The organism is Micromonospora desertarenae, assembly GCF_056150265.1.
Window position 1 is genome coordinate 59,526 of record NZ_JAXCFQ010000015.1, and the last position, 23,071, is coordinate 82,596.

Here is a 23,071-nt window from a genome sequence, read left to right on the forward strand (position 1 = left end):
GGCCGGCTCCGGGCGCCAGGCACGCGGTCGGGGTCTGCGCGCCGGCGGCGGTGCGGACGGCCACTCGGCCCGACGCCGTACCCTGCCAACGTGGGAGACCGAGCAGCGCGCCACGCCGGCCCGCGGTGGCACCGCACGGGCCGATGAGCGGACCGCGGGAGACGCAGGTTTCCGCCCGGGAGGCGGAGGTGCTCGCCCTGCTGGGTGAGCACCGCACCAACGCGGAGATCGCGGCACGGCTGTTCATCTCCGTCCGTACCGTGGAAAGCCACGTCTCGTCGCTGTTGCGCAAGCACGGCGTGCCCGACCGGCGGGCGCTGTCCGCGCTCGCCGCCCCGGCCGGCGGGGGGCCGCCGGCCGCCCCGCCCCGCGTCACCGGACTGCCGCCGACCGCCAGCAGCTTCGTCGGCCGAGGGCAGGAACGCGAGCAGGTGGCGGCGGTGCTCACCGAGGCCCGGCTGGTGACCCTCGTCGGGCCCGGCGGGGTGGGCAAGACCAGACTCGCCACCGCGCTGGCGGCCGAGCTCGCGCCCCGGTTCCGCGACGGTGGCGCCTTCGTCGACCTGGTGCCGGTCCGCAGTGGATACGTCGTTCCCGCGGTGGCCGCCGCGCTCGGGGTCACCCCGGCCCCGAGTCAGCCGCTGCTCGGCGCGGTGACGGCGGAACTCGGTACCCGGCGACTGTTGCTCGTGATCGACAACTGCGAGCATCTGCTGGACGCGGCGGCGGCGTTCGTGACGGAGGTCCTGTCCGCGTGTCCCGGGGTGACCGTGCTGGCCACCAGCCGGGAGCAGTTGGGGGCCGCCGAGGAGCGGGTGGTCCGGATCGGACCGCTCTCCGGCTCGGAAGGGCGGACCCTCTTCGACGACCGGGCCCGGGCCGCCGGTGCGGACGTGCCGGGCGACCCGGCGCTCGTCGGCGAGCTGTGCGGCCGGCTCGACAACATGCCGCTGGCCATCGAACTCGCCGCCGCGCGCAGCGCGTCACTGGGCCCGGCCGGTCTGCTCACCGCGCTCGCCGACCCGCTCCGGGCACTGGCGGGCGCGCGCCGGGCCGACGCCCGGCACCGGTCCCTGCGGGCGGTCCTGGGCTGGAGCTACGACCTGCTGCGACCCGCCGAGCAGGCGCTGTTCCGGCGCCTCTCGGTGTTCGCCGGCGGCTTCGACCTGGCCGCGGCGGCGGCGGTGTGCGGCGCGGGCGACCCGGCGGGCAGCGCCGACCTGCTCGGCCGGCTGGTCGACAAGAGCCTGGTGACCCGGGAGCGGGATCCCGGCCGCTGGCGGCTGCTCGGCACCGTCCGCGCCTTCGCCCGGGAGCAACTCGACGCCGACCCGGCGCGCGGGGACGTCTCCGACCGTTACCTGGAGTGGGCCGCCTCGGTGGCGGCAGACCTCGCCGGGCGGCTGGACGGCCACTGGCGCGACGACTACGACCTGGTCGCCGACGACCTGCGCGCCGCGCTGCTCGGTCGCGCGCCCGGCCGCGACCCGGCGGCGCACCGGCTGGCCCGGGCCCTCGGCCGCCTGACGTACGCTCGTCGCTTCCTGGCCGAGTCGCTCGACTACTACCGGCAGGCGGCCGTGCTGGCCGGTGATCCGGCGGAGGCGGCCCGGGACCTGCGCAGCGCGGCGGACTGCGCGTTGATCGGCACCGAACCGGGGGCACGGGTGCTTAACCTGCTGCTGGCGGCCGCCGACCAGGCCGGCGTGGCGGGCGACGGCAAGGCCGAGGCGCTCGCCCTGGCCCGGGTGGTCGAGCTGGTCCACCGCTTCGACGGCCGGATCGCCACCGGCATCTCCCGGGAACGGCTCACCGGACTGCTGGAACGGGCCCGCGCCGCCGGGGACGCCGCCGACCCGGTGGTCGCGGCGACGCTCGCCATCGCCGCGGCGTGGCACGCCGGCGCTCGGCCGTACGACCCGGATCCGGCCCTGGCCGAGGACGCCGAACGGATCGCCCGCCGCAGTGGCGACCCGGTGCTGGTGAGCGCGGGCCTGGACGTGCTGGGCACGGCCGCGACCCAGCGCGGTCGGGCGGAGCAGGCCCGCCGGATCGGCGAGCAGCGGCTGGCGCTGCTGGACTCGCTGGACCGCACCGACCCGCGGACGGCGCCGGAGATCGGTGACATCCTCCTCGTCGCGGCCACCGTCGCGCTGCGGGCCGGGGACCTGCCCGGCGCGCTGCGGGTGGCTCGCCGGATGGACCGGGACGACCTGCTGGGCGACCGTTCCTACCGGTCGATCGGCACGATGGTGCCGGCCCTGGTCCTCAACGGCGAGCTGGACGAGGCGCTGGCGCGGGCGGAGACGCTGTGGGACGGCTGGCGACGCAACGGGCGTCCGCCGAGTGGCGACGTGGCCAGCGCGATGGCGTTCGCCCTGCTCGCCTGCGGACTGCGGGGTGACCGGGCGGGCCTGCCGTACTGGCGGCAGCGGCTGCGCCGGTGCACCTCCGGCGTGGACGTCTCCTCGCTGGCGTCGGCGGTGTTCGCGGCGGGGCGGGTCGCCCTGCACCTGGCGGACTTCACCGAGGCGGCCGGCCTGGTCGAGCAGAGCTTCGGCGAGTTCCCCAACTTCCGCTACGACACGTACGCCCGCGCCGTCGGTGCGGAACTCGCGGTCGCCGCCGGCCTGCCGGACGCCGCCGGACGGCTCGCGGCCGCCGAGCGGTCGACCGCCGGCAACGCCTGGGCCGCCGCCTGCCTGGCCCGGGCGCGGGGCCGGTTGACCGGTGACCCCGACGCGATCGCCGCCACGCTCCCCCGGTGGGAGCGCCTCGGTGCCCGCGCCGAGTACGCCTGCACGCTGGCGCTGCTGCCCGGCCGCGAAGCCGAGGCGCGGACGGAGTTGACAGCTCTGGGCATCGCGCCGCCGCACCGCTGACCCAGGTTCACGCTCTCCGACCGACCGGGTCGAGGCACCGACCGACCCGGTGGTCCGGTCGCCGGCGGCGGTCGGGTCGCCAGCCGCTGGCACGGTCCGTGGCCCGATCCGTGGCTGGATCCGTGGTCGGCACGGATGTCCGTCCAGCCGGTGCGGCGGAGGCTGACGGGGACGCCGGCGCCAGTCGGGTGTCGGCCAACCGATCCGCGAGGAGCAGCAAGGATGAGCACCCTGCAACAGACCGAGGTACAGACCTACCGCGTCTACCTGAAGGCGACCCCGGAGCAGATCTGGACGGCGCTGACCCAGTCCGACTGGACCCAGCGCTACGGCTACGGCGGGCGCGTCGACATCGACACCCGCCCGGGCGGGGCGTTCCGCCAGTACGCCAGCGAGGCGATGGTCGGCCCGGGCGTCAGCGTGGTCGTGGTCGAGGGCGAGGTGATCGAGGCCGACCCGAACACCCGGCTGGCGCTGACCTGGCGGATGATCGGCGATCCCGGCATGGCCGTCGAGACGCCCAGCCGGCTGACGTACGAGATCGGCCAGGACGAGCGCGGGCTGACCACCCTCACGGTCACCCACGACGTGACCGACGCCCCGCAGACGGCCGCCCTGGTCGGCGGCGCCCTGCCCGGCACCGGCGGCGGCTGGTCCTTCGTCCTCAGCGACCTGAAGTCGCTGCTGGAGACCGGCACCGGCGTGGCGGGCTGACGGTGTGGCGGCCGGGAGCCGGGGCGTTCCCCACCGGCTCCCGGCCGCCCCTGCGCCACCGTCGTGCCGGTCGCCACCGGCTGCGTGGACCGGCCGGACCGGGCCGGATGGCGGCCAACTTTCCCTGGGCGATGTCAGACCCGTCTATTAGAATGTATGTACTAATCGACGCCCTGACCTGGGAGGACGACCGTGACCGCGCCCGCCTCCACGCCGCTCACCCCCTACGCCACGCTGCTCGGCTTCACCCGCTACGTCGACCGCACCGGCCCCACCAAGGCCACCTTCGTCGGCGGGCTGCGCAAGCAGCGAGCCAGCCGTTCCGGCTTCAACCCGCACGGCCAGTTCGTCAAGGCGCTCAAGGCCGACATCGCCTTCCACACCGGCGGCACCCACCTCGACCAGGTGGTCGACGTGGTCAAGCCCCGCTGGCGCCCGCTCTACCAGGCGCTGGTGCCGGGCGCGACCGCCTGGCTGCGCTCGTTGGGCGAGCCCACCGCCGTCGACCTGGCCCAGACCCGCGACGCACTCGCCATGCTCGGCGACCTGCCCGTCAAGATCAACCCCCACTTCGGCGTACGCCACGCCGACGGCCGGGCCGAGGCCGTCCGGCTGCACTTCGACGAGACCCCGCCGAGCGAGGAGGCCGTGCTCGCCACCCTGCACCTGATGGCCCGGCACATGGACCACATCCTCCCGCACGCCGAGCCGGTCCTGGTCGACGTACGGCGCGGCCAGGCCCACCGGATGCCCGAGGGCGCCAAGTTCGACCAGATCGAGCACTGGCTGGCCGGTGAAGCGGCCGCCTTCCGCGCCATCTGGTCCACCGCCGCCTGACCCCAGGCACGCCCGTGATTCGGTCCACCTACTGATCCCTACTGATCCGCAAGATCGCGCTACAGCAAGGAAGTAGTGGCCTCCCACGACCCGGAAGGCCACTACTTCCTTGCTCGAGCACGATCTTCGGCCGGCAGGACGCGGCGGCCCGTTCCGGGACGGGCGGGGTTATCCACAGGGGTCAGCGTCGCCGGCCACCATCGGTCAGCGTGGACGGCATGCCGAAGGCCCCTCGCCGTCCGCCGCAGTTGCGCGGGCGGATCTTCCGTGGTTCGGTCGCCGTCTCCAGCGGCCTGCTGACCCGTAACGACCTGCGCAGCTCGGCCTGGCGGCCGCTGTTCCGCGATGTCTACGCCGACGCGCACCTCACGGTGACCCACCGCACCCGCTGTGCGGCGGTCGCGCGATGGTTGGTACCGCCCGGCTCGGCCATCGCGGGCCGCTCGGCCGCCGCCCTCTACGGCGTCGGCCGGCCCGCGTCGACCGAGCCGGTCGAGGTGCTGGTGCCGCCGACGGCCCGCACGGGGCCGGCGGCCGGCCTCCGGGTCCGGCATGCTTCGACGGATCCTGGCGACATCGTCGACTGGGCCGGCATCCCGGTCACCAGTACGGCCCGGACCTGCTGGGACGTCGCCCGCTGGCTCGACGTGGTGGAGGCGGTGGTCGTGATCGACGGGTTGCTCGCCCGCCGGCTCACCGACCTCACAGCGCTGCGCGAGTACGCCCTGGACCGGGCTGGTCGTCGCGGGTGGCGGTCGCTGTTGCGGGCGGTCGACCTGGCCGACCCGGGCGCCGAGTCGCCCCAGGAGTCGCGGGCCCGGGTTCGGCTCGTGCTGGCCGGGCTGCCCCGCCCGCGGACCCAGTACGTCGTCACCGACGCGGGCCGCTTCGTCGCCCGGCTCGACCTGGCGTGGCCCCGGTACCGGGTCGCGGTCGAGTACGACGGGCTCTGGCACGACGATCCCGAACAGTTCCACCGGGACCGTCGTCGCCTCAACCAGCTCCTCGGCGGCGAGTGGATCGTCCTGCACCTGACCGCCCGGCGTCTCCGCGACGACTTCGACGGCTTCCTCGCCGAGGTCCGGGCAGCTTTACGCGCCCGGGGTCACCGGCCGCGCGGATGACCCAGAAGATCCCGCTACAACACGGATGTAGTGGCCTCACATCGGGTGCGAGGCCACTACATCCGGGATCGAGTGCGATCTTGGACGCGCCGAGGCGCGCAGGGGGGTCAGGCGGTGAGGTACTTCTGGAGGTCGTCGAGGATCTTGTTGGCGGCGCCGACACCGATGCCGGTCATCCAGATCTCGTCCGAGACCACGTGCGCCTTGCCCGCCTTGACCGCCGGCAGAGCCTTCCAGAGCGTCCCGCCGGTGACCTTCGCCTGCTCGGCCGCGGCCTTCTCGCCGTACGCGGTCACGAAGATGACGTCGCCGTCCACCTCGCCGATCCGCTCCGGGCTGACCCGGTCCATCCGCCGGTCCTCCTTGCCGGTCAGCTGCTGCCGCTCGGGGCGGCCCAGGCCGGTGTCGCCGATCACGATGCCGGAGAACGAGTCCGGCCCGTAGACCCGGATCTCGGTCGGCATGAAGCGGACGATGGAGATCTTGCGGTTGGCGGCGTCGCCGAGCTTGGTGCCGAACTCCTTGGCCCGCGTCTCGTACGTGGTCAGCAGGTCCTTGGCCTGCTGCTCCTTGCCGAGCGCCTTGCCGTCGAGGAGGAAGTTCTCCTTCCAGGTGACGCCCACCTTCTCGGTGAACACGGTCGGCGCGATGGCCTTCAGCTCGTCGTAGAACTTCTCCTGGCGGAACTTGCTGCCCAGGATCAGGTCCGGCTTGAGGGCGTTGATGGCCTCCAGGTCGGGCTCGGTGAGCACCCCGACCTCCTTGATGCCGGCGAGCTTCTCCTCGCCGAAGTAGGTCGGCCAGCTCTTCGCCTCACCGGCGGTGGCGGCCCCGACCGGCGTGATGCCGAGGGAGAGCGCGGTGTCGATCTTGTCGGTGTCGAGCACGACGACGCGCTTCGGCTCGGCCGGCACCTTGGTGGTGCCCATGGCGTGGGTGATCTCCCGGGTCTCCCCGGTGGTGGTGCCGGCGACCGGGTCGCTCTCACCGCAGGCGGTGAGCCCGACGCCGAGGACGGCGGCCGCGGCGAGGGCGGCGACGAGACGACGCATCAGATTCCTTCCGAGGGGTACGAGCCGGCGAGAGCGTTCCCGCCGACGGCTGGGGTGGCGCCGGACGGCGCGGCACCGGAGGGGGCGCCGCCGGACCGGGCGGCGCCCGGGGCGGCGTCGGGCGACGCGGCAGCCGAGGAGGTGGCACCGGCCGAACCGGCGCCCGGGGCGGCGTCGGACGACGCGGCACCCGAGGAGGTGGCACCGGCGGAACCGGCGCCCGGGGCGCGGGCCCGGCCGGCACCGGCAGGCCCGGCAGCCGGGGCGGCGGCGCCGGCCGGGGTGGACTGTGCCGGCGGGGTGGCCAGGGTGGGGCTGGTGAGCGCGGGCACCACCAGCGGCGCCCCGGTCACCGGGCAGGGCACGACCACGCAGTCCAGGCCGAAGACGTCCCGGACCAGGTCGGCGGTGAGGATCTCCCGGGGCGGCCCGGCGGCCACCACGGCACCGGCCCGCATCGCGATCAGGTGGTCGGCGTACCGGGCGGCCTGGTTGAGGTCGTGCAGCACGGCCACCACGGTGCGGCCGCGCTCGACCCGCAGCCGGTGCAGCAGGTCCAGCACCTCGACCTGGTGGGCGAGGTCGAGGAAGGTGGTCGGCTCGTCGAGCAGCAGCGCCTCGGTGTCCTGGGCGAGGGTCATGGCGATCCAGACCCGCTGCCGCTGGCCGCCGGAGAGGGTGTCCACCGGCCGGTCGGCCAGCCCGGCGACGTCGGCGAGCGCCATCGCCCGGTCGACCGCGGCGCTGTCCTGCTCCGACCACTGCCGCCACCAGCGCTGGTACGGCTGCCGGCCCCGGCCGACCAGGTCGGCGACGGTGACGCCCTCGGGCACCAGCGGGCTCTGCGGCAGCACGGCGAGCCGGCGGGCGACCTCCCGGGTCGGCAGCTCCCGGATGGCGGTGCCGTCCAGCAGCACGGTGCCGCGGCGGGGCGTGAGCAGCCGGGCCAGGGTGCGCAGCAGGGTGGACTTGCCGCAGGCGTTCGGGCCGACGATGACCGTGAACGCGTCGGCGGGCAGTTCCAGGTCCAGCCCGTCCAGCACGGTCCGCTCGTCGTAGCCGGCGACCAGGTCGCGGGTGGAGAGCATCGCGCCTCCTTCGAGGGGTCGGCTGTCGGGGGCCGGACCGCGACGGCCCGGGTCGGCGGACGTCACGACGACCGCCGGCGGCCGCGGAGCAGCAGGAACATCAGGTAGGGGCCGCCGATCGCGGCGGTGAGCACGCCGGCGGGCAACTGGGTGGGGGCGAACAGCCGCCGGCCGGCCAGGTCGGCCAGCACCAGCAGCAGCGCGCCGAGCAGCGCGGCGCAGAGCAGCGGCGGGCGCTCCGCGCGGACCAGCCGCCGGGCCAGTTGCGGGGCGACCAGGGCGACGAAGTCGACCGCGCCGACCTGGGCGGTGACCGCCGCGGCGGCGAGCACCCCGGTCACGGCGAGCCCGATCCGGCGGGCCACCGGACGCAGCCCGATCCCCCGGGCCGTGTCGTCGTCCAGGGCCGAGCTGTTCAGCGCCCAACCGGCCCAGAGCAGCACCGGCAGCAGCGCCAGCAGGGTGAGCGCGATCCAGACCGTCTCGGTCCAACCCTTGCCGGCGAGCGTGCCGATCAGCCAGATCTGCGCCCGCAGCCCGTCGATCGGGTCGGCGGTGAGCATGACCACCTCGGTGAGCGCCCGCAGCGCGAAGGCGACCGCCACCCCGGCGAGCACGAACCGCTGCGCGGCCAGCCCGTGCCGGGCCCCGAGGACGAGCAGCAGCAGCGCGGCGGCCAGCCCGCCGGCCAGCGCGGCGGGCGCCACCACCACGGCCGCCGCCCCGGTGGTCAGCGCCACCGTGGCGGCCAGGCCGGCGCCCTGGGTGATGCCGATGACGTCCGGGCTGGCCAGCGGGTTGCGGGCCACGCTCTGGATCAGGGTGCCGGCCACCCCGAACGCCGCGCCGGCCACCGCGGCCAGCACCAGCCGGGGCAGCCGCAGGTCGAAGACCACCAGGTCGTACGGGGTGCCGGCGCCGGAGAGGGCGCGCAGCACGTCGGCCGGGGCGACGTACGGGGTGCCGAGGGAGAGGCTGAGCACCCCGGCGACCAGCAGCAGCACGACCAGCGCGGCGGCGACCAGCACCGAGCGGCGGCGCGCCTGGAGGCTGACCGGGCCGACCCGCAGCAGCGAGCGGCCGGGCAGGCCGGCGATCCCGGGCCCGGCGGTCGTCGGCTCGGCGGCCGGGGCCGGCGCTACCGGGGCGCTCACGCGGTCACCACCTTGGCGCGGCGGACCAGGAAGGCGAGCAGCGGGGCACCGATCAGCGCGGTGACGATGCCGGCCGGCACCTCCCCGGGCGGGGCGACGAGCCGGCCAACCACGTCGGCGCCGAGCAGCAGGGCCGGCCCGAGCAGCGCGGAGACGACGAGGGTCCAGCGGTGGTCGGCGCCGACCAGGGCCCGGGCCAGGTGGGGCACGGCGAGCCCGACGAACGCGATCGGCCCGGCGGCGGCGACCGCGGCGCCGGTGAGCAGGACGGCGGCCGCGCCACCGCCGACGCGGACCAGCCCGATCCGGTGCCCCAGGCCCCGGGCGACGTCGTCGCCGAGGGCGAGCGCGTCCAGGCCGCGGGCGACCAGGGCGGCCAGCGCGAGCCCGGCGAGCACGAACGGCAGCACCTGGGCGGCCACCGTGAGGTCCCGGCCGGTCAGCCCGCCGACCACCCAGAACCGGTACTCCTCGAAGGTGCGCGCGTCGATGCTGAGCAGCGCGTACACCACGGAGGCGAGACTGGCGTCGAGGGCCGCGCCGACCAGCGCGAGGGTGACCGGGCTGGCGCCCTCCCGGGCCCGGCTGGCGACGGCGAAGACGAGCAGCCCGGCCAGCAGCGCGCCGCCGATGCCGAACCAGACGTAGCCGGCGAGGGTGCCGATGCCGAAGACGGAGATGGCCAGCACCACGCCGGTCGACGCGCCGGCGCTGATGCCGAGGATCCGGGGTTCGGCGAGGGGGTTGCGGGTCAGTGCCTGGAACAGCACCCCGGCGACGGCCAGCGCGAGCCCGACGGCCAGCCCGAGGGCGGTCCGCGGCATGCGCAGCTCCCGGACGATGGTGCTGGCCTCGCCGCCGTCCGGGGCGACCAGCGCGTGCCAGACCTGGTCGACCGCGAGCGGCCGACTGCCCAGCGCGAAGCTGGCCAGCACGGCGAGGAGTAGGGCGAGCGCGGCGGCGAGGGTGACCGCCACCCGGCGGCCGCCACGGCCGCCGATCCGGCCGCCGGCGGGCGCCGGTCGGGTGGCGAGGGTGGTCACGGATCTCCTGCACGTTCACGCTTAGGTACGCCTTACCTTAGCTGACCGACTTAGCCCGACCTAACTCGCGGACGTCGATCCGCGGCCCCTCCGAGCTGGGCGGACCGCGCCGGTTCGGGGCGCGGCGGGCCCGCACCGCCCTAGGGTGTGGGCATGCGATTCGACCAGCACACGGTCGTGCTCCTGGTCCGCCCGCCGGACGCCCCGGACCTGCCACTCGACGCGCTCGACCGGTTGCAGGACGCGCACCTGGCCCACCAGGCGGGGCTGGTGGAGCAGGGCCTCGTCCTCGCCGCCGGCCCGTTCGTGGACGCCGACGACGAGCGGCTGCGCGGTTTCGTCGTCCTGTCGGTCAGCCCGGACGAGGCCCGCGAGCTGTACCAGAACGACCCGGCGGTGCGGGCCGGGCGGCTGGCCGTGCGGGTGATGAGCTGGATGGTGCCGGAGGGCAACCTGCGGTTCGAGAGCGTGCCGATGCCGCGCTCGATGCTGGAGGCCGCGGCCGGCGACTGACCGGCGCGCCCGCCGGGGGCGGTCAGTCGCCGGAGCGCGGCGCGGGCACCGGGCCGGCCGCCGCGTCGAGCTGGTGGTCGGCCCAGACGTAGGTGTCGGGCAGCAGGTCACCGATCGGCACCACGCGCGGCGCGTCCGGCGGCCCGACGATCACCCGCAGGTCCGGGAAGTAGTCCCGCAGCACCTGCCGGCAGCGCCCGCACGGCGGGATCACCCCGCGCCCCCGGTCGCCCACCGCGACGATGGTCTCCAGTTCGGTCACGCCCTGGGTGGCGGCGGCGCCGATCGCCACCACCTCGGCGCACGGCCCGCCGGTGAAGTGGTAGACGTTCACGCCGCTGAAGACCCGGCCGTCGGCGCTGCGGACGGCGGCGGCCACGGTGTGGTTCTCGCTGCGGCAGCGCAACTTGGCCACCGCCGTGGCGGCCTGCACCAGCGCCCGGTCGGTCTCGCGCATCGTCATCCCGCTCCCCCACGCCTCGATCGGCGGTCAACTCTAGACCGGGCGGCGAGCCGCGCCACGGGCCGGCGACCCCTGACGTCACCCGCCGACGTCCCCGCCGCCGACCGCCCGACCGGCGCCACCCGTCGACGTCCCCGCCGCCGACCCGGCGACCGGGGCGCCCCCGGGGGCGCCGCGGCGCCCGACCGGCACCCCGCGCGGCGGCCGGTGCGGGGCCGGATAACCCGGGGGCGGTCCCGCGCCCGGCTGCCTATCCTTGGCCACGACATGCAGAATCCAGCCGCACCCGCCGGGACCGACGTCCGCGACCTGCACCGCCGCCTGAACCCGCTGATGTTCCGTGACCAGCGCCGCCTCCAGCGGCGGCTGGACGGGGTGCGGAAGCTGCGGGACCCGCAGCGCCGGGAGTCGGCGCTCGCCGAGATCGCCGCCGAGGTCACGGCGGCGGAGCTGCGGCTGGAGTCGCGCCGGGCCGCGGTGCCGGTGATCACCTACCCGGCCGGGTTGCCGGTCAGCGAGCGCTCCGCCGAGATCGCCGCCGCGATCCGCGACCACCAGGTGGTGATCGTGGCCGGCGAGACCGGCTCCGGCAAGACCACCCAGCTGCCGAAGATCTGCCTGGAGCTGGGGCGCGGCGTGCACGGGCTGATCGGGCACACCCAGCCCCGCCGGCTGGCCGCCCGTACGGTGGCCGACCGGATCGCCGAGGAGCTCGGCACCGAGCTGGGCGACGTGGTCGGCTACAAGGTGCGCTTCACCGACCAGGTGAGCGACCGCAGCCTGGTGAAGCTGATGACCGACGGCATCCTGCTGGCCGAGTTGCAGACCGACCGGATGCTGCGCCAGTACGACACGCTGATCATCGACGAGGCGCACGAGCGCAGCCTCAACATCGACTTCATCCTCGGCTACCTCCGGCAACTGCTGCCCCGCCGCCCCGACCTCAAGGTCATCATCACCTCGGCGACCATCGAGACCGAGCGCTTCGCCCGGCACTTCGCCGGCCCCGCCACCGACGAGCATCCCGAGGGCACCCCGGCGCCGGTCGTCGAGGTCTCCGGCCGGACCTACCCGGTCGAGGTGCGCTACCGCCCGCTGGTCGAGGTCACCGAGGCCGAGGAGGAGGACGCCGAGGACGAGGAGAACGTCCGGGACCAGATCCAGGCGATCGGCGACGCGGTGGAGGAGCTGGCCGCCGAGGGGCCCGGGGACATCCTGGTCTTCCTCAGCGGGGAGCGGGAGATCCGGGACACCGCCGAGGCGCTGGGCAAGCTGGTGCAGTCCAAGCGCGCGCTGCTCGGCACCGAGATCCTGCCGCTGTACGCCCGGCTCTCCACCGCCGAGCAGCACCGGGTCTTCGCCCCGCACTCCGGGCGCCGGGTGGTGCTGGCCACCAACGTGGCGGAGACCTCGCTCACCGTCCCCGGCATCAAGTACGTGGTGGACCCGGGCACCGCCCGGATCTCCCGCTACAGCAACCGGCTCAAGGTGCAGCGGCTGCCGATCGAGCCGATCTCCCAGGCGTCGGCCAACCAGCGCAAGGGGCGCTGCGGGCGTACCTCGGACGGCATCTGCATCCGGCTCTACGACGAGCAGGACTTCCTCTCCCGCCCGGAGTTCACCGACCCGGAGATCCTGCGGACCAACCTGGCCTCGGTCATCCTCCAGATGACCGCGATCGGCCTCGGCGACATCGCCGCCTTCCCCTTCATCGACCCGCCGGACCGGCGCAACATCACCGACGGCGTCAACCTGCTGCACGAGCTGGGCGGGCTGGACGTCACCGAGACCGACCCGGCGAAGCGGCTCACCCCGCTGGGCCGGCGGCTGGCCCAGCTCCCGGTCGACCCGCGGCTGGCCCGGATGGTGGTCGAGGGCGAGCGCAACGGCTGCGCCACCGAGGTGATCGTGATCGCCGCCGCGCTGTCGATCCAGGACCCCCGGGAGCGGCCGGCCGACAAGCAGGCCCAGGCCGACCAGGCGCACGCCCGGTTCACCGACCGGGAGTCGGACTTCGTCACGCTGCTCAACCTCTGGCGGTACCTGCGCGAGCAGCAGCGCGCGCTCTCCTCCAGCGCGTTCCGCCGGATGTGCAAGGCCGAGTTCCTCAACTACCTGCGGGTGCGCGAGTGGCAGGACATCGTCAGCCAGCTGCGCCAGGTGCTGCGTACGCCCGAGGGGGACGGGCGGGGACGCGGCCGGCGCGGCGCCGGCGAGGCCGCGGCGGACGGCGGCCGGCGTGCCACCGCCGGCGCGGACCTGCCGGAGGAGATCGACACCCCGAAGGTGCACCAGTCGCTGCTGGCCGGCCTGCTCTCGCACGTCGGGCTGAAGGACGCGCAGAAGAACGAGTACCTGGGCGCGCGGGGGGCGAAGTTCGCGCTCTTCCCCGGCTCGGCGCTGTTCCGCAAGCCGCCGCGCTGGGTGATGGCCGCCGAGCTGGTGGAGACCTCCCGGCTCTGGGGCCGGGTGGCCGGCCGGATCGAGCCGGAGTGGGTCGAGCCGCTCGCCCAGCACCTGGTGAAGCGCAGCTACAGCGAGCCGCACTGGGAGAAGAAGCAGGCGGCGGTGCTGGCCTACGAGAAGGTCACCCTGTACGGCGTCCCGCTGGTCACCTCTCGCAAGGCCAACTTCGGCCGGATCGACCCGGCGCTGAGCCGCGAGCTGTTCATCCGGCACGCGCTGGTCGAGGGCGACTGGTCCACCCACCACCAGTTCTGGCGGGACAACCAGCGGCTGCTGGCCGAGATCGAGGAGCTGGAACACCGGGCCCGACGGCGGGACATCCTGGTCGACGACGAGACGATCTTCCAGTTCTACGACGAGCGGATCCCGGCCGACGTGGTCTCCGGCCGGCACTTCGACGCGTGGTGGAAGAAGACCCGGCGGGAGCGGCCGGAGCTGCTCACCTTCACCCGCGAGCTGCTGGTCAACGCCGGCCGGGGCGGGGTGGACGAGGCCGACTACCCCGACGAGTGGTCCGCCGACGGGGTGAGCCTGCCGCTGACCTACCGGTTCGAGCCGGGCACCCCGACCGACGGGGTGACCGTGGACATCCCGCTGCCGCTGCTCAACCAGGTGCCGGCGGAGAGCTTCGACTGGCAGGTGCCGGGGCTGCGCGAGGAACTGGTGGTCGCGCTGATCCGCTCGCTGCCGAAGGCGGTGCGCCGCAACTTCGTGCCGGTGCCCGACTACGCCCGGGCGGCGCTGGCGGCGATGCCGGCCGGCGAGGAGCCGCTGCTCGACGCGCTGACCCGGCAGCTGCGCCGGATGACCGGGGTGACCGTGCCCCGGGACGCGTGGGACCTGGAGAAGCTGCCGCCGCACCTGCGGGTCCGGTTCCGGGTGCTGGACGAGGAGAACAAGCCGGTCGCCGAGGGCAAGGACCTGCCGGCCCTGCAACGCCAGCTCAAGGCGGAGGTACGCCAGGTGGTGGCGGCCGCCGCGCCGGACGTGGCGCGCACCGGGCTGCGCGAGTGGGGTATCGGCACCCTGCCGCGCACCATCGAGCAGGTCCGCGCCGGCTACGCGGTGACCGCGTACCCGGCGCTGGTGGACGAGGGCGTCACGGTCGGGGTGAAGGTGTTCGACTCGCCGGCCGAGCAGGAGACCGCGCACTGGGCCGGCACCCGGCGGCTGCTGCGGCTGACCGTGCCGTCGCCGGCGAAGTTCCTCCAGGGGCGGCTGTCGAACGAGGCGAAGCTGGCGCTCAGCCGCAACCCGCACGGCGGGGTGCAGGCGCTCATCGAGGATGCCGCGGGTGCGGCGATCGACAAGCTGGTCGCCGACGCCGGCGGGCCGGCCTGGGACGCCGACGGCTTCGCCGCGCTGCGCGAGAAGGTGCGCGCCGACCTGGTGGACACCGTGGTCGACGTGATGGACCGGGTGCGCCGGGTGCTCGCCGCCGCGTACGCGGTGGAGCAGCGGCTCGGCCGGACCCAGAACCTGGCGGTGGTGGCCGCGCTGGCCGACATCCGGGCCCAGCTCACCGGCCTGGTGCACGCCGGCTTCATCACCGAGACCGGGTACGCCCGGCTGCCCGACCTGCTGCGCTACCTGACCGCGATCGAGCGGCGGCTGGACCGGCTGCCGGGCAACCCGCAGCGCGACAAGCAGCAGCAGGACCGGGTCGCGGTGGTGTGGAAGGAGTACCAGGACATGCTCGCCGCCCTGCCGCCGACGAAGCGGAACTCGGCGGCGGTCCGGCAGATCCGCTGGATGATCGAGGAGCTGCGGGTGAACGTCTTCGCCCAGGCGCTGGGCACCCCGTACCCGGTCTCCGAGCAGCGCATCTACCGGGCGATGGACGAGGCCGAGGGCCGCTGACCCCGACGGCCGGCTACGGCAGGGGCTCGACGCCCGCCGGGAGCTGGCCCTCGGCGGTCGCGTCGCGGACGTAGTCGAGCAGGATCCGGCGCAGCTCCCGCCCGGCGTGGGTGGGCACCACGTCCCGGCGGCGGGCCACCGCGATGGTCCGGGTCACCCCCGGCGGCGCCAGCCGGGTGAACCGCATGCCCGGGCGGCGGGCGACCACGATGCCCGGCACCAGCGCGATGCCCAGCCCCGCCTCGACGAAGCTGAGCACCGCGTCCATCTCGCCGCCGTCGACCGCGACGGTCGGCTCGAAGCCCGCCGCCCGGCACGCCTGGAGGGTGGCGTCGCGCAGGTCGTATCCCTCGCGGAACATCACCATCGGCTGGTCGCGCAGGTCGGTGATGAGCAGCCGCCCGGTCGGCACCGCGGCCGGCAGCTCCTGCACCGACGCCACCACCAGGCTCTCCCGCAGGATCGGGTCGGCGCGCAGGCCCGGGTCGATCCCCTGCGCCGGCATGATGATCAGGGCCAGGTCGAGGTCGCCGCGGAGCAGGTCGCGGACCAGGTCCTGCGAGCCGCCCTCCTCCACCCGCAGGTCGATGGTGGGGTGCGCGTCGCGGAACCGGCGCAGCACCGGCGGGGCGAGCGAGGTGGCCAGGCTCGGGGTGGCGCCGAGCCGGACCCGGCCGCGCCGCAGCCCGACCAGCTCCTGCACCTCGCGGGTGGCGGTGTCGACGTCGGCGAGGATGCGCTTGGCCAACGGCAGCAGCACCTCGCCGGCCGCGGTGAGGCTGATGTTGCCCCTTACCCGCTCGAAGAGCGGGGCCCCGAGGTCGGTCTCCAGGGCGTGAATTTGCTTACTCAACGAAGGCTGGGTTATCCCCACCAGGTCGGCCGCTTGGGTGAAATGTCGTACTTCTGCGACGGCGACGAAGTACCGGAGCTGATGGAGTTGCATCTACATAGCTTATGGCTATCAAGACTGCGAGGTCGATGCATTGGACGACTGATCAAACTGCTCCTAGCGTCGATCGCGTGGTAGTCACGAGAACACGGTCGCCCATCCGCTCCAACGTCGGCCTCAAGGCCGTCATGGCGGTGACGGGCATCATCCTGGTGCTGTTCCTGATCCTGCACATGCTCGGCAACCTGAAGGTGTTCACGGGGGAGACCTCGTTCGACCACTACGCGCACTGGCTGCGCGACATCGGCAAGCCGCTGCTGCCGGGGGTCTGGTTCCTCTGGATCCAGCGCGGCGTGCTGACCGTCGCCGTGGTGGCGCACATCGCCGCCGCCACCGCGCTGGCCCGGCGCTCCCGCGCCGCCCGCCCGGTCCGCTACGCGCACCGCCCGAAGGTCCAGGGCAGCTACGCGGCCCGCACGATGCGCTGGGGCGGCGTGATCATCCTGCTCTTCGTGATCTACCACCTGCTGGACCTGACCACCGGCCACCTCAACCCGGTCGGCGACCCGACCAGGCCGTACGCCAACGTCGTCGCCGACTTCGCGCCGGAGCGCTGGTACGTCACGCTCTTCTACACCCTGGCGGTCGTCGCGCTCGGCTTCCACCTGCGGCACGGTGCGTTCAGCGCGTTCCGCAGCCTGGGGCAGCAGACCCCGAAGGGCGAGCGCCGGGCGCGTACCGCGGCGCTGGTCTTCGCCGTCGCGCTCTGCGCCGGCTTCCTGGTGGTCCCGTTCGCCGTACTCACCGGATTGGTGTCCTGACATGGATCTCTACACCGAGGGCGACCCGATCGCCGACACCAAGGCTCCCGACGGCCCGATCGAGACCCGCTGGGAACGCCGCCGCTTCGAGGCGAAGCTGGTCAACCCGGCCAACCGCCGGAAGATGACGGTGATCGTGGTCGGCACCGGCCTGGCCGGCGGCTCGGCCGCCGCCACGCTCGCCGAGCAGGGCTACCGGGTCAAGTCCTACTGCTACCAGGACAGCCCGCGCCGGGCCCACTCGATCGCCGCCCAGGGCGGCATCAACGCCGCCAAGAACTACCGCAACGACGGCGACTCGGTGCACCGGCTCTTCTACGACACCGTCAAGGGCGGCGACTTCCGCTCCCGCGAGTCGAACGTGCACCGGCTGGCCGAGGTCTCGGTGAACATCATCGACCAGTGCGTGGCCCAGGGCGTGCCGTTCGCCCGCGAGTACGGCGGCCTGCTGGACACCCGCTCGTTCGGCGGCGCCCAGGTGCAGCGCACCTTCTACGCCCGGGGCCAGACGGGCCAGCAGCTGCTGCTCGGCGCGTACCAGGCGCTGGAGCGGCAGATCGGCCTGGGCAACGTGGAGATGAACGCCCGGCACGAGATGCTGGAGCTGATCGTGGTGGACGGCCGGGCCCGGGGCATCGTGGTCCGGGACCTGGTCACCGGCGAGATCACCACGGAGTTCGCGGACGCGGTCGTGCTCGCCTCCGGCGGCTACGGCAACGTCTTCTACCTCTCCACCAACGCCAAGGGCTGCAACGTCACCGCCACCTGGCGGGCGCACCGCAAGGGCGCGTACTTCGCCAACCCCTGCTACACCCAGATCCACCCGACCTGCATCCCGGTCTCCGGCGACCACCAGTCGAAGCTGACCCTGATGAGCGAGTCGCTGCGCAACGACGGCCGGGTGTGGGTGCCGAAGGCCAAGGGCGACAACCGCCGCCCGAAGGACATCCCCGAGGACGAGCGGGACTACTACCTGGAGCGGATCTACCCCTCCTTCGGCAACCTGGTCCCCCGGGACATCGCCTCCCGGGCCGCGAAGAACGTGTGCGACGAGGGGCGGGGCGTCGGCCCGACCGGGCTCGGCGTCTACCTCGACTTCGCCGACGCGATCCAGCGGCTGGGCCGCAAGGCCATCGAGGCCAAGTACGGCAACCTCTTCGAGATGTACGAGCGGATCACCGGCGAGGACCCGTACGAGGTGCCGATGCGGATCTACCCCGCCGTGCACTACACGATGGGCGGCCTCTGGGTCGACTACGACCTGCAGTCCACCATCCCCGGCCTGTTCGTGATCGGTGAGGCGAACTTCTCCGATCACGGCGCCAACCGGCTCGGCGCCTCGGCGCTGATGCAGGGCCTGGCCGACGGCTACTTCGTGCTGCCGAACACCATCGCCAACTACCTGGCCGCCGGCCCGTTCGAGACCGTCGACCCGAGCCACCCGGCGGCGGTCGAGGCGCGGCGCGACGTGGAGGACCGGATCCAGCGGCTGCTGGCGGTCAACGGCGACCGGACCGTCGACTCGTTCCACCGCGAGCTGGGCCAGATCATGTGGGACCACTGCGGCATGGAGCGCAGCGAGGCCGGCCTGCGCAAGGCGATCGACGAGATCCGGGCCCTGCGCGAGCAGTTCTGGCAGCGGGTCCGGGTGCTCGGCGACGGCGACGGGCTCAACCAGTCGCTGGAGAAGGCCGGCCGGGTGGCCGACTTCTTCGAGCTGGCCGAGCTGATGTGCATCGACGCCCTGCACCGCGAGGAGTCCTGCGGCGGCCACTTCCGGGCCGAGCACCAGACCCCGGACGGCGAGGCGCAGCGCGACGACGAGCGGTTCGCCTACGTCGCGGCCTGGGAGTTCACCGCCACCGGCGAGCCCTCGGTGCTGCACAAGGAAGACCTGAAGTTCGAATACGTCCACCCCACGCAGCGGAGCTACAAGTGAACCTGACCCTGCGCATCTGGCGCCAGTCCGGCCCCGAGGACAAGGGTCGGATGGTGACCTACCAGGTCGACGACGTCTCCCCGGACATGTCGTTCCTGGAGATGCTCGACGTGCTCAACGAGCGGCTGATCCTCGCCGGCGAGGAGCCGGTGGCGTTCGACCACGACTGCCGCGAGGGCATCTGCGGCATGTGCGGCCTGATGATCAACGGCAACGCGCACGGGCCGCAGCGCGGCACCACCGCGTGCCAGCTGCACATGCGGCAGTTCAAGGACGGGGACACGATCGACATCGAGCCGTGGCGCGCCCGGGCCTTCCCGGTGATCAAGGACCTGGTGGTCAACCGCAGCGCGTTCGACAAGATCATCGCAGCGGGCGGCTACATCACCGCGCCGACCGGCAGCGCCCCGGAGGCGCACTCGGTGCCGGTGGCCAAGGCCAACGCGGACGCGGCCTTCGAGTCGGCGGCCTGCATCGGCTGCGGCGCCTGCGTGGCGGCCTGCCCGAACGGCTCGGGCATGCTCTTCACCGCGGCGAAGGTCACCCAGCTCTCGCTGCTGCCGCAGGGCCAGCCGGAGCGGTACACCCGGGTGATCGGCATGGTCGACGCGCACGACGAGGCCGGCTTCGGCGGCTGCACCAACGCCGGCGAGTGCACGGTGGTCTGCCCGAAGGGCATCCCGCTGAACACCATCGGCCGGCTGAACCGGGACTACCTGAAGGCCACCGCCAAGCGGGGCGACACCCCCGGCTCCTGAGCCTGGCGGCTCCGCGGACGGGCCGTCGCACTCCCCGATCGGGAGCGCGGCGGCCCGTCCCCCTTTCCCGGCTCCCCGCGGAACGGCGGCCCGGCCGAACGGCGGCCCGGCACAGCGGCAGCCCCAGCCCGAGCGGCGGCTCCGGCCGGGGACCGCCCGGCCGGCGGCCGGTTCAAGCCGGCCTGCCGGGGTAGCACCCGGGGGGACGCCCACGGCGAAGGGAATCGGGCATGAAGGCACTGACCTGGCAGGGCAAGCGGGACGTACGGGTGGAGGAGGTGCCCGACCCGCGGATCGAGGAGCCGACCGACGCGATCGTCCGGATCACCTCCACCGCGATCTGCGGCTCGGACCTGCACCTGTACGAGGTGCTCGGGCCGTACCTGAAGCCCGGCGACGTGCTCGGCCACGAGCCGATGGGCATCGTCGAGGAGGTCGGCGCGGGGGTGACCCGGCTCAGGCCCGGTGACCGGGTGGTGGTGCCGTTCAACATCGCCTGCGGCTCCTGCTGGATGTGCGACCGGCAGCTCTACGCGCAGTGCGAGACCACCCAGGTCACCGCGCACGGCAAGGGCGCCGCCCTGTTCGGCTACACCTCGCTCTACGGGTCGGTGCCCGGCGGGCAGGCCGAGTACCTGCGGGTGCCGCACGCCGAGTTCGGCCCGATCAAGGTGCCGGCGACCGGCCCCGACGAGCGGTGGCTCTACCTCTCCGACATCCTCCCCACCGCATGGCAGGCGGTGAAGTACGCCGACACCCCGCCGGGCGGCACCCTGGCCGTGTTCGGGCTGGGCCCGGTGGGGCAGTTCTGCGCCCGCGTCGGGCGGCACCTCGGCGCGGGCCGGGTGATCGGGCTGGACCTGGTGCCGGAGCGGCTGGCGATGGCCCGCCGGCACGGCATCGAGGTGCTCGACGTCAGCGAGCTGGACGACGTGCCGGGCACGCTGATCGACCTGGTCGACGGGCGCGGTCCGGACGCGGTGATCGACGCGGTCGGCATGGAGGCGCACGGCGCGCCGCTGGGCAAGATCGCCCAGACCGCCGCCGGGCTGCTGCCGGACGCGCTCGCCCGGACCATGACCGACAAGCTCGGCGTGGACCGGCTCGTCGTGCTCAAGGCCGCGCTCAAGGCGGTCCGCCGCGGCGGCACCGTCTCCATCTCCGGGGTGTACGGCGGCGAGGTCGATCCGCTGCCGCTGATGGAGATGTTCGACCGGGGCGTGCAGCTGCGGATGGGGCAGTGCCACGTGCGCCGCTGGGTCGACGAGATCATGCCGCTGCTCGCCGACGACAGCGACCCGCTGGGCGTGGCGGACCTGCGTACCCACCGGGTGCCGCTGGCGCGGGCGCCGCAGGCGTACGAGATGTTCCAGAAGAAGGAGGACGGCTGCGTCAAGGTCGTGCTCGAACCGTGAGCCGGGTGGTGGTGGTCACCGGTGCCACCAGCGGGATCGGCCGGGCGGCGGCCCGGGCGTTCGCCGGGCGCGGGGACCGGCTGGTGCTCGCGGCCCGCTCCCCCACGACCCTCGCCGAGGTACGCGCCGAGTGCGCCACCGCCGGCGCGGAGGCGCTGGACGTGCCGACCGACATCACGGCCGGCGGCGCGGTGGACGCGCTCGCGGCCGCGGCGGTGGACCGGTTCGGCCGGGTCGACGTCTGGCTGCACACCGCCGCGGTGATGGCGTACGGCCGGTTCGAGGAGACCCCGGAACGGGTTTTCGAGCAGGTGGTACGCACGGACCTGCTGGGCGCCGCGACGGTGGCCCGGGTGGCGCTGGGGCGGTTCCGGGCGGCCGGTGGCGGCACGCTGATCCTCGTCGGCTCGGTGCTCGGGCACATCACCGCCCCCTACCTGAGCGGCTACGTGGCGAGCAAGTGGGGGGTGCAGGGGCTGGCCCGGGTGCTGCAGCAGGAGGCCCGGGACGTCCCCGGGGTCGAGGTGTGCCTGATCAGTCCGGGCAGTGTGGACACCCCGGTCTACCAGCGGGCCGCGAACCACCTGGGTCGGCTCGGCCGCCCGCCGCTGCCGGTGACCAGCCCGGAGCGGGTCGCCCGGGCCATCCTGGACTGCGCCGACCGGCCCCGCCGGGAGGTCTCCGTGGGTCGGGCCAACACGGTGATGCGGGTCGGCTTCACCGTGCTGCCCGGCCTCTACGACGTCCTGGTCGGACCGCTGATGCGGCTGCTCGCGCTGACCGACCGGCGGATCCCGCCGGGCGACGGGGTGGTGTTCGTCCCCGACCCGTCCAGCGAGGTGGTTCGCGGCGGCTGGCTGCCCGGCCTCGGACAGGTGGCCCGCGCCGTCGGCGCCCTGCCCGGCGCGGTCGGCTCGGCGCTGCGGCGGCGGCCGTGGTGAGCACGGGATCACCCGTTTCGATCTCTTCCCCTATGGTGGCCGGAGGACACGATCCACGCCGGACGGGAGAGACGATTGGCGATCAGAGTGAACCGCAGGACCGCACTGGGCATCGGCACGGTGGCCACCGCCGGCACCGTGCTGGGTGGCGCCGTGCCGGCCGCCGCTGAGCCGGGGTCGTCGGCCGTCGCCGGCCGGTCCACCCGGGTCGCCGCCCGACCGGAACTGGTCGCGCCGCTGATCGAGGCGGCCTACCTGCGGGAGACGACCACGGCCGGCGGGAACTGGCAGGCCTATCTCAGCCTGGCCACCGCCGAGGGACCGCTGGAGGTGGTGGCCGACTCGCCCGACCAGGTGCTCGAGGCGTACAGCGTGAACAAGATCGCGGTCGCGGTGGCGGTGCTGGACAAGGTCGACCGGGGGCTGCTCACGCTGGACCAGCGGGTCGACGTGACCGCCGCGATCGTGGTGCCGGGCGGGGACGGCATCTTCAGCCTGGACAACGCCTACCCCAGTTCGGTCACCCTCGGCCACGCGCTGGCCGCCCTGCTGACCGTCTCGGACGACACGGCGGTACGCCTCTGCGGCCTGGTCTGCCCGGCCGCCGAGCTGAACAGCATCCTGGTGGCCAAGGGCTTCCCGAAGACGCAGGTGCAGCCGGTGGCCAACCCGAACCGGTTCTTCCTCGGCACCAGCACGCCCCGGGAGACGCACGACCTGCTGCGGGCGCTGGTCGCCGGCACCCTGCTCACGCCGGCCTCCACCGCGTTCCTGCTCAAGCTGCTGCGCTCCCCCATCGCGTTCAACGAGGGGATCCGGCGCACCACCTCGTCGGCCGAGCGGGCCCGGATCGCCACCAAGGCCGGCTGGTTCGCCGACGCCCGGCACGAGGCCGGTGTGATCTTCGACGCCGCCGGGGCGCCGCTGGTGACGTACGTGCTCTTCGCCGACGGGCAGGCCGACCCGGACAACTACGGCGCCACCCACCCCGCCGTGGCGGCCCGGGCCCGGCTGGGCCGGCGGATGCTGGACGTGACGGCCAACCTCACCGGCGCCGGGGTGACCCACCGGGTCGCCGCCCAGCGGCCGAGCAACGGCGGCTGAACCGC

The 23,071-nt window shown here is 74.2% G+C and carries 17 protein-coding genes and 1 pseudogene; 12 read left to right on the top strand and 6 right to left on the bottom strand.

The features are described 5' to 3' along the window. Positions 1-143 precede the first annotated feature (143 nt). The 4 genes from SM577_RS26140 to SM577_RS26155 all read left to right on the top strand — a co-directional run bounded on the left by SM577_RS26140 (position 144) and on the right by SM577_RS26155 (position 5,557). A complete protein-coding gene (locus SM577_RS26140; protein WP_474588203.1) occupies positions 144-2,882 on the top strand; it encodes an ATP-binding protein in 2,739 nt (912 codons plus the stop codon). A gap of 222 nt (positions 2,883-3,104) precedes the next feature. Then, positions 3,105-3,596 (top strand): SRPBCC domain-containing protein, encoded by a 492-nt coding sequence (locus SM577_RS26145; RefSeq protein ID WP_474588204.1) that lies wholly within the window; start codon positions 3,105-3,107, stop codon positions 3,594-3,596. Positions 3,597-3,788: 192 nt separating this feature from the next. Beyond that, entirely contained in the window at positions 3,789-4,433 is a 645-nt protein-coding gene (locus tag SM577_RS26150; RefSeq protein ID WP_302922894.1) for a hypothetical protein, read from the top strand. A gap of 218 nt (positions 4,434-4,651) precedes the next feature. After that, positions 4,652-5,557 carry an endonuclease domain-containing protein gene (locus SM577_RS26155; protein ID WP_474588205.1) on the top strand — a complete coding sequence of 302 codons (906 nt, stop codon included), beginning with the start codon at positions 4,652-4,654 and terminating at the stop codon, positions 5,555-5,557. 107 nt (positions 5,558-5,664) lie between these two features. On the opposite strand, the gene SM577_RS26160 is transcribed toward SM577_RS26155, so the two are convergent. The 4 genes and pseudogenes from SM577_RS26160 to SM577_RS26175 all read right to left on the bottom strand — a co-directional run bounded on the left by SM577_RS26160 (position 5,665) and on the right by SM577_RS26175 (position 9,894). After that, positions 5,665-6,609, bottom strand: a complete 945-nt coding sequence (locus SM577_RS26160; protein ID WP_302922892.1) for an ABC transporter substrate-binding protein — start codon at positions 6,607-6,609, stop codon at positions 5,665-5,667. 236 nt (positions 6,610-6,845) lie between these two features. Further along, a pseudogene (locus tag SM577_RS26165) lies at positions 6,846-7,697 on the bottom strand (ABC transporter ATP-binding protein); the annotation flags it as partial. Positions 7,698-7,759: 62 nt separating this feature from the next. Beyond that, complete coding sequence (locus SM577_RS26170) at positions 7,760-8,851, bottom strand: FecCD family ABC transporter permease (protein WP_474588206.1); 1,092 nt, start codon at positions 8,849-8,851, stop codon at positions 7,760-7,762. Next, positions 8,848-9,894, bottom strand: coding sequence for a FecCD family ABC transporter permease (locus SM577_RS26175; protein ID WP_474581809.1), 1,047 nt, complete (start codon positions 9,892-9,894; stop codon positions 8,848-8,850). The genes SM577_RS26170 and SM577_RS26175 overlap by 4 nt, the downstream gene beginning before the upstream one ends. Before the next feature lie 153 nt (positions 9,895-10,047). Here SM577_RS26175 and SM577_RS26180 point away from each other — a divergent pair, with 153 nt between their 5' ends. Continuing rightward, positions 10,048-10,407, top strand: a complete 360-nt coding sequence (locus SM577_RS26180) for a YciI family protein (protein ID WP_302922889.1) — start codon at positions 10,048-10,050, stop codon at positions 10,405-10,407. Between the two features lie 22 nt (positions 10,408-10,429). On the opposite strand, the gene SM577_RS26185 is transcribed toward SM577_RS26180, so the two are convergent. After that, the gene (locus SM577_RS26185; protein ID WP_302922888.1) at positions 10,430-10,870 is read right to left on the bottom strand and encodes a cytidine deaminase family protein; all 441 of its coding nucleotides are present in this window, start codon (positions 10,868-10,870) and stop codon (positions 10,430-10,432) included. 267 nt (positions 10,871-11,137) lie between these two features. On the opposite strand from SM577_RS26185, the gene hrpA reads away from it, so the two are divergent. Further along, complete coding sequence (gene hrpA, locus SM577_RS26190; protein ID WP_474588207.1) at positions 11,138-15,196, top strand: ATP-dependent RNA helicase HrpA; 4,059 nt, start codon at positions 11,138-11,140, stop codon at positions 15,194-15,196. Positions 15,197-15,209: 13 nt separating this feature from the next. On the opposite strand, the gene SM577_RS26195 is transcribed toward hrpA, so the two are convergent. After that, a complete protein-coding gene (locus SM577_RS26195; protein ID WP_302922886.1) occupies positions 15,210-16,142 on the bottom strand; it encodes a LysR family transcriptional regulator in 933 nt (310 codons plus the stop codon). Between the two features lie 35 nt (positions 16,143-16,177). On the opposite strand from SM577_RS26195, the gene SM577_RS26200 reads away from it, so the two are divergent. From SM577_RS26200 to SM577_RS26225, 6 genes are all read left to right on the top strand, one after another. Then, positions 16,178-16,909 (top strand): succinate dehydrogenase cytochrome b subunit, encoded by a 732-nt coding sequence (locus SM577_RS26200; RefSeq protein ID WP_474588208.1) that lies wholly within the window; start codon positions 16,178-16,180, stop codon positions 16,907-16,909. A gap of 1 nt (position 16,910) precedes the next feature. Next, complete coding sequence (locus tag SM577_RS26205; RefSeq protein ID WP_302922884.1) at positions 16,911-18,848, top strand: fumarate reductase/succinate dehydrogenase flavoprotein subunit; 1,938 nt, start codon at positions 16,911-16,913, stop codon at positions 18,846-18,848. Beyond that, positions 18,845-19,606 carry a succinate dehydrogenase/fumarate reductase iron-sulfur subunit gene (locus tag SM577_RS26210; protein WP_302922883.1) on the top strand — a complete coding sequence of 254 codons (762 nt, stop codon included), beginning with the start codon at positions 18,845-18,847 and terminating at the stop codon, positions 19,604-19,606. The genes SM577_RS26205 and SM577_RS26210 overlap by 4 nt, the downstream gene beginning before the upstream one ends. Positions 19,607-19,836: 230 nt before the next feature. Then, entirely contained in the window at positions 19,837-21,021 is a 1,185-nt protein-coding gene (locus tag SM577_RS26215; RefSeq protein ID WP_302922882.1) for a zinc-dependent alcohol dehydrogenase, read from the top strand. After that, entirely contained in the window at positions 21,018-21,962 is a 945-nt protein-coding gene (locus SM577_RS26220; protein WP_302922881.1) for an SDR family NAD(P)-dependent oxidoreductase, read from the top strand. Before SM577_RS26215 ends, SM577_RS26220 begins: the two co-directional genes overlap by 4 nt. Before the next feature lie 87 nt (positions 21,963-22,049). Further along, a complete protein-coding gene (locus tag SM577_RS26225; RefSeq protein ID WP_474588209.1) occupies positions 22,050-23,066 on the top strand; it encodes a serine hydrolase in 1,017 nt (338 codons plus the stop codon). The last annotated feature ends 5 nt before the right edge of the window (positions 23,067-23,071 follow it).

Coding starts and splice junctions, on each gene's coding strand:
- SM577_RS26140 (WP_474588203.1), top strand. CDS start 144: ATGAGCGGACCGCGGGAGACGCAGGTTTCCGCCCGGGAGGCGGAGGTG.
- SM577_RS26145 (WP_474588204.1), top strand. CDS start 3,105: ATGAGCACCCTGCAACAGACCGAGGTACAGACCTACCGCGTCTACCTG.
- SM577_RS26155 (WP_474588205.1), top strand. CDS start 4,652: ATGCCGAAGGCCCCTCGCCGTCCGCCGCAGTTGCGCGGGCGGATCTTC.
- SM577_RS26160 (WP_302922892.1), bottom strand. CDS start 6,609: ATGCGTCGTCTCGTCGCCGCCCTCGCCGCGGCCGCCGTCCTCGGCGTC.
- SM577_RS26180 (WP_302922889.1), top strand. CDS start 10,048: ATGCGATTCGACCAGCACACGGTCGTGCTCCTGGTCCGCCCGCCGGAC.
- SM577_RS26185 (WP_302922888.1), bottom strand. CDS start 10,870: ATGACGATGCGCGAGACCGACCGGGCGCTGGTGCAGGCCGCCACGGCG.
- hrpA (WP_474588207.1), top strand. CDS start 11,138: ATGCAGAATCCAGCCGCACCCGCCGGGACCGACGTCCGCGACCTGCAC.
- SM577_RS26195 (WP_302922886.1), bottom strand. CDS start 16,142: ATGCAACTCCATCAGCTCCGGTACTTCGTCGCCGTCGCAGAAGTACGA.
- SM577_RS26200 (WP_474588208.1), top strand. CDS start 16,178: ATGCATTGGACGACTGATCAAACTGCTCCTAGCGTCGATCGCGTGGTA.
- SM577_RS26205 (WP_302922884.1), top strand. CDS start 16,911: ATGGATCTCTACACCGAGGGCGACCCGATCGCCGACACCAAGGCTCCC.
- SM577_RS26215 (WP_302922882.1), top strand. CDS start 19,837: ATGAAGGCACTGACCTGGCAGGGCAAGCGGGACGTACGGGTGGAGGAG.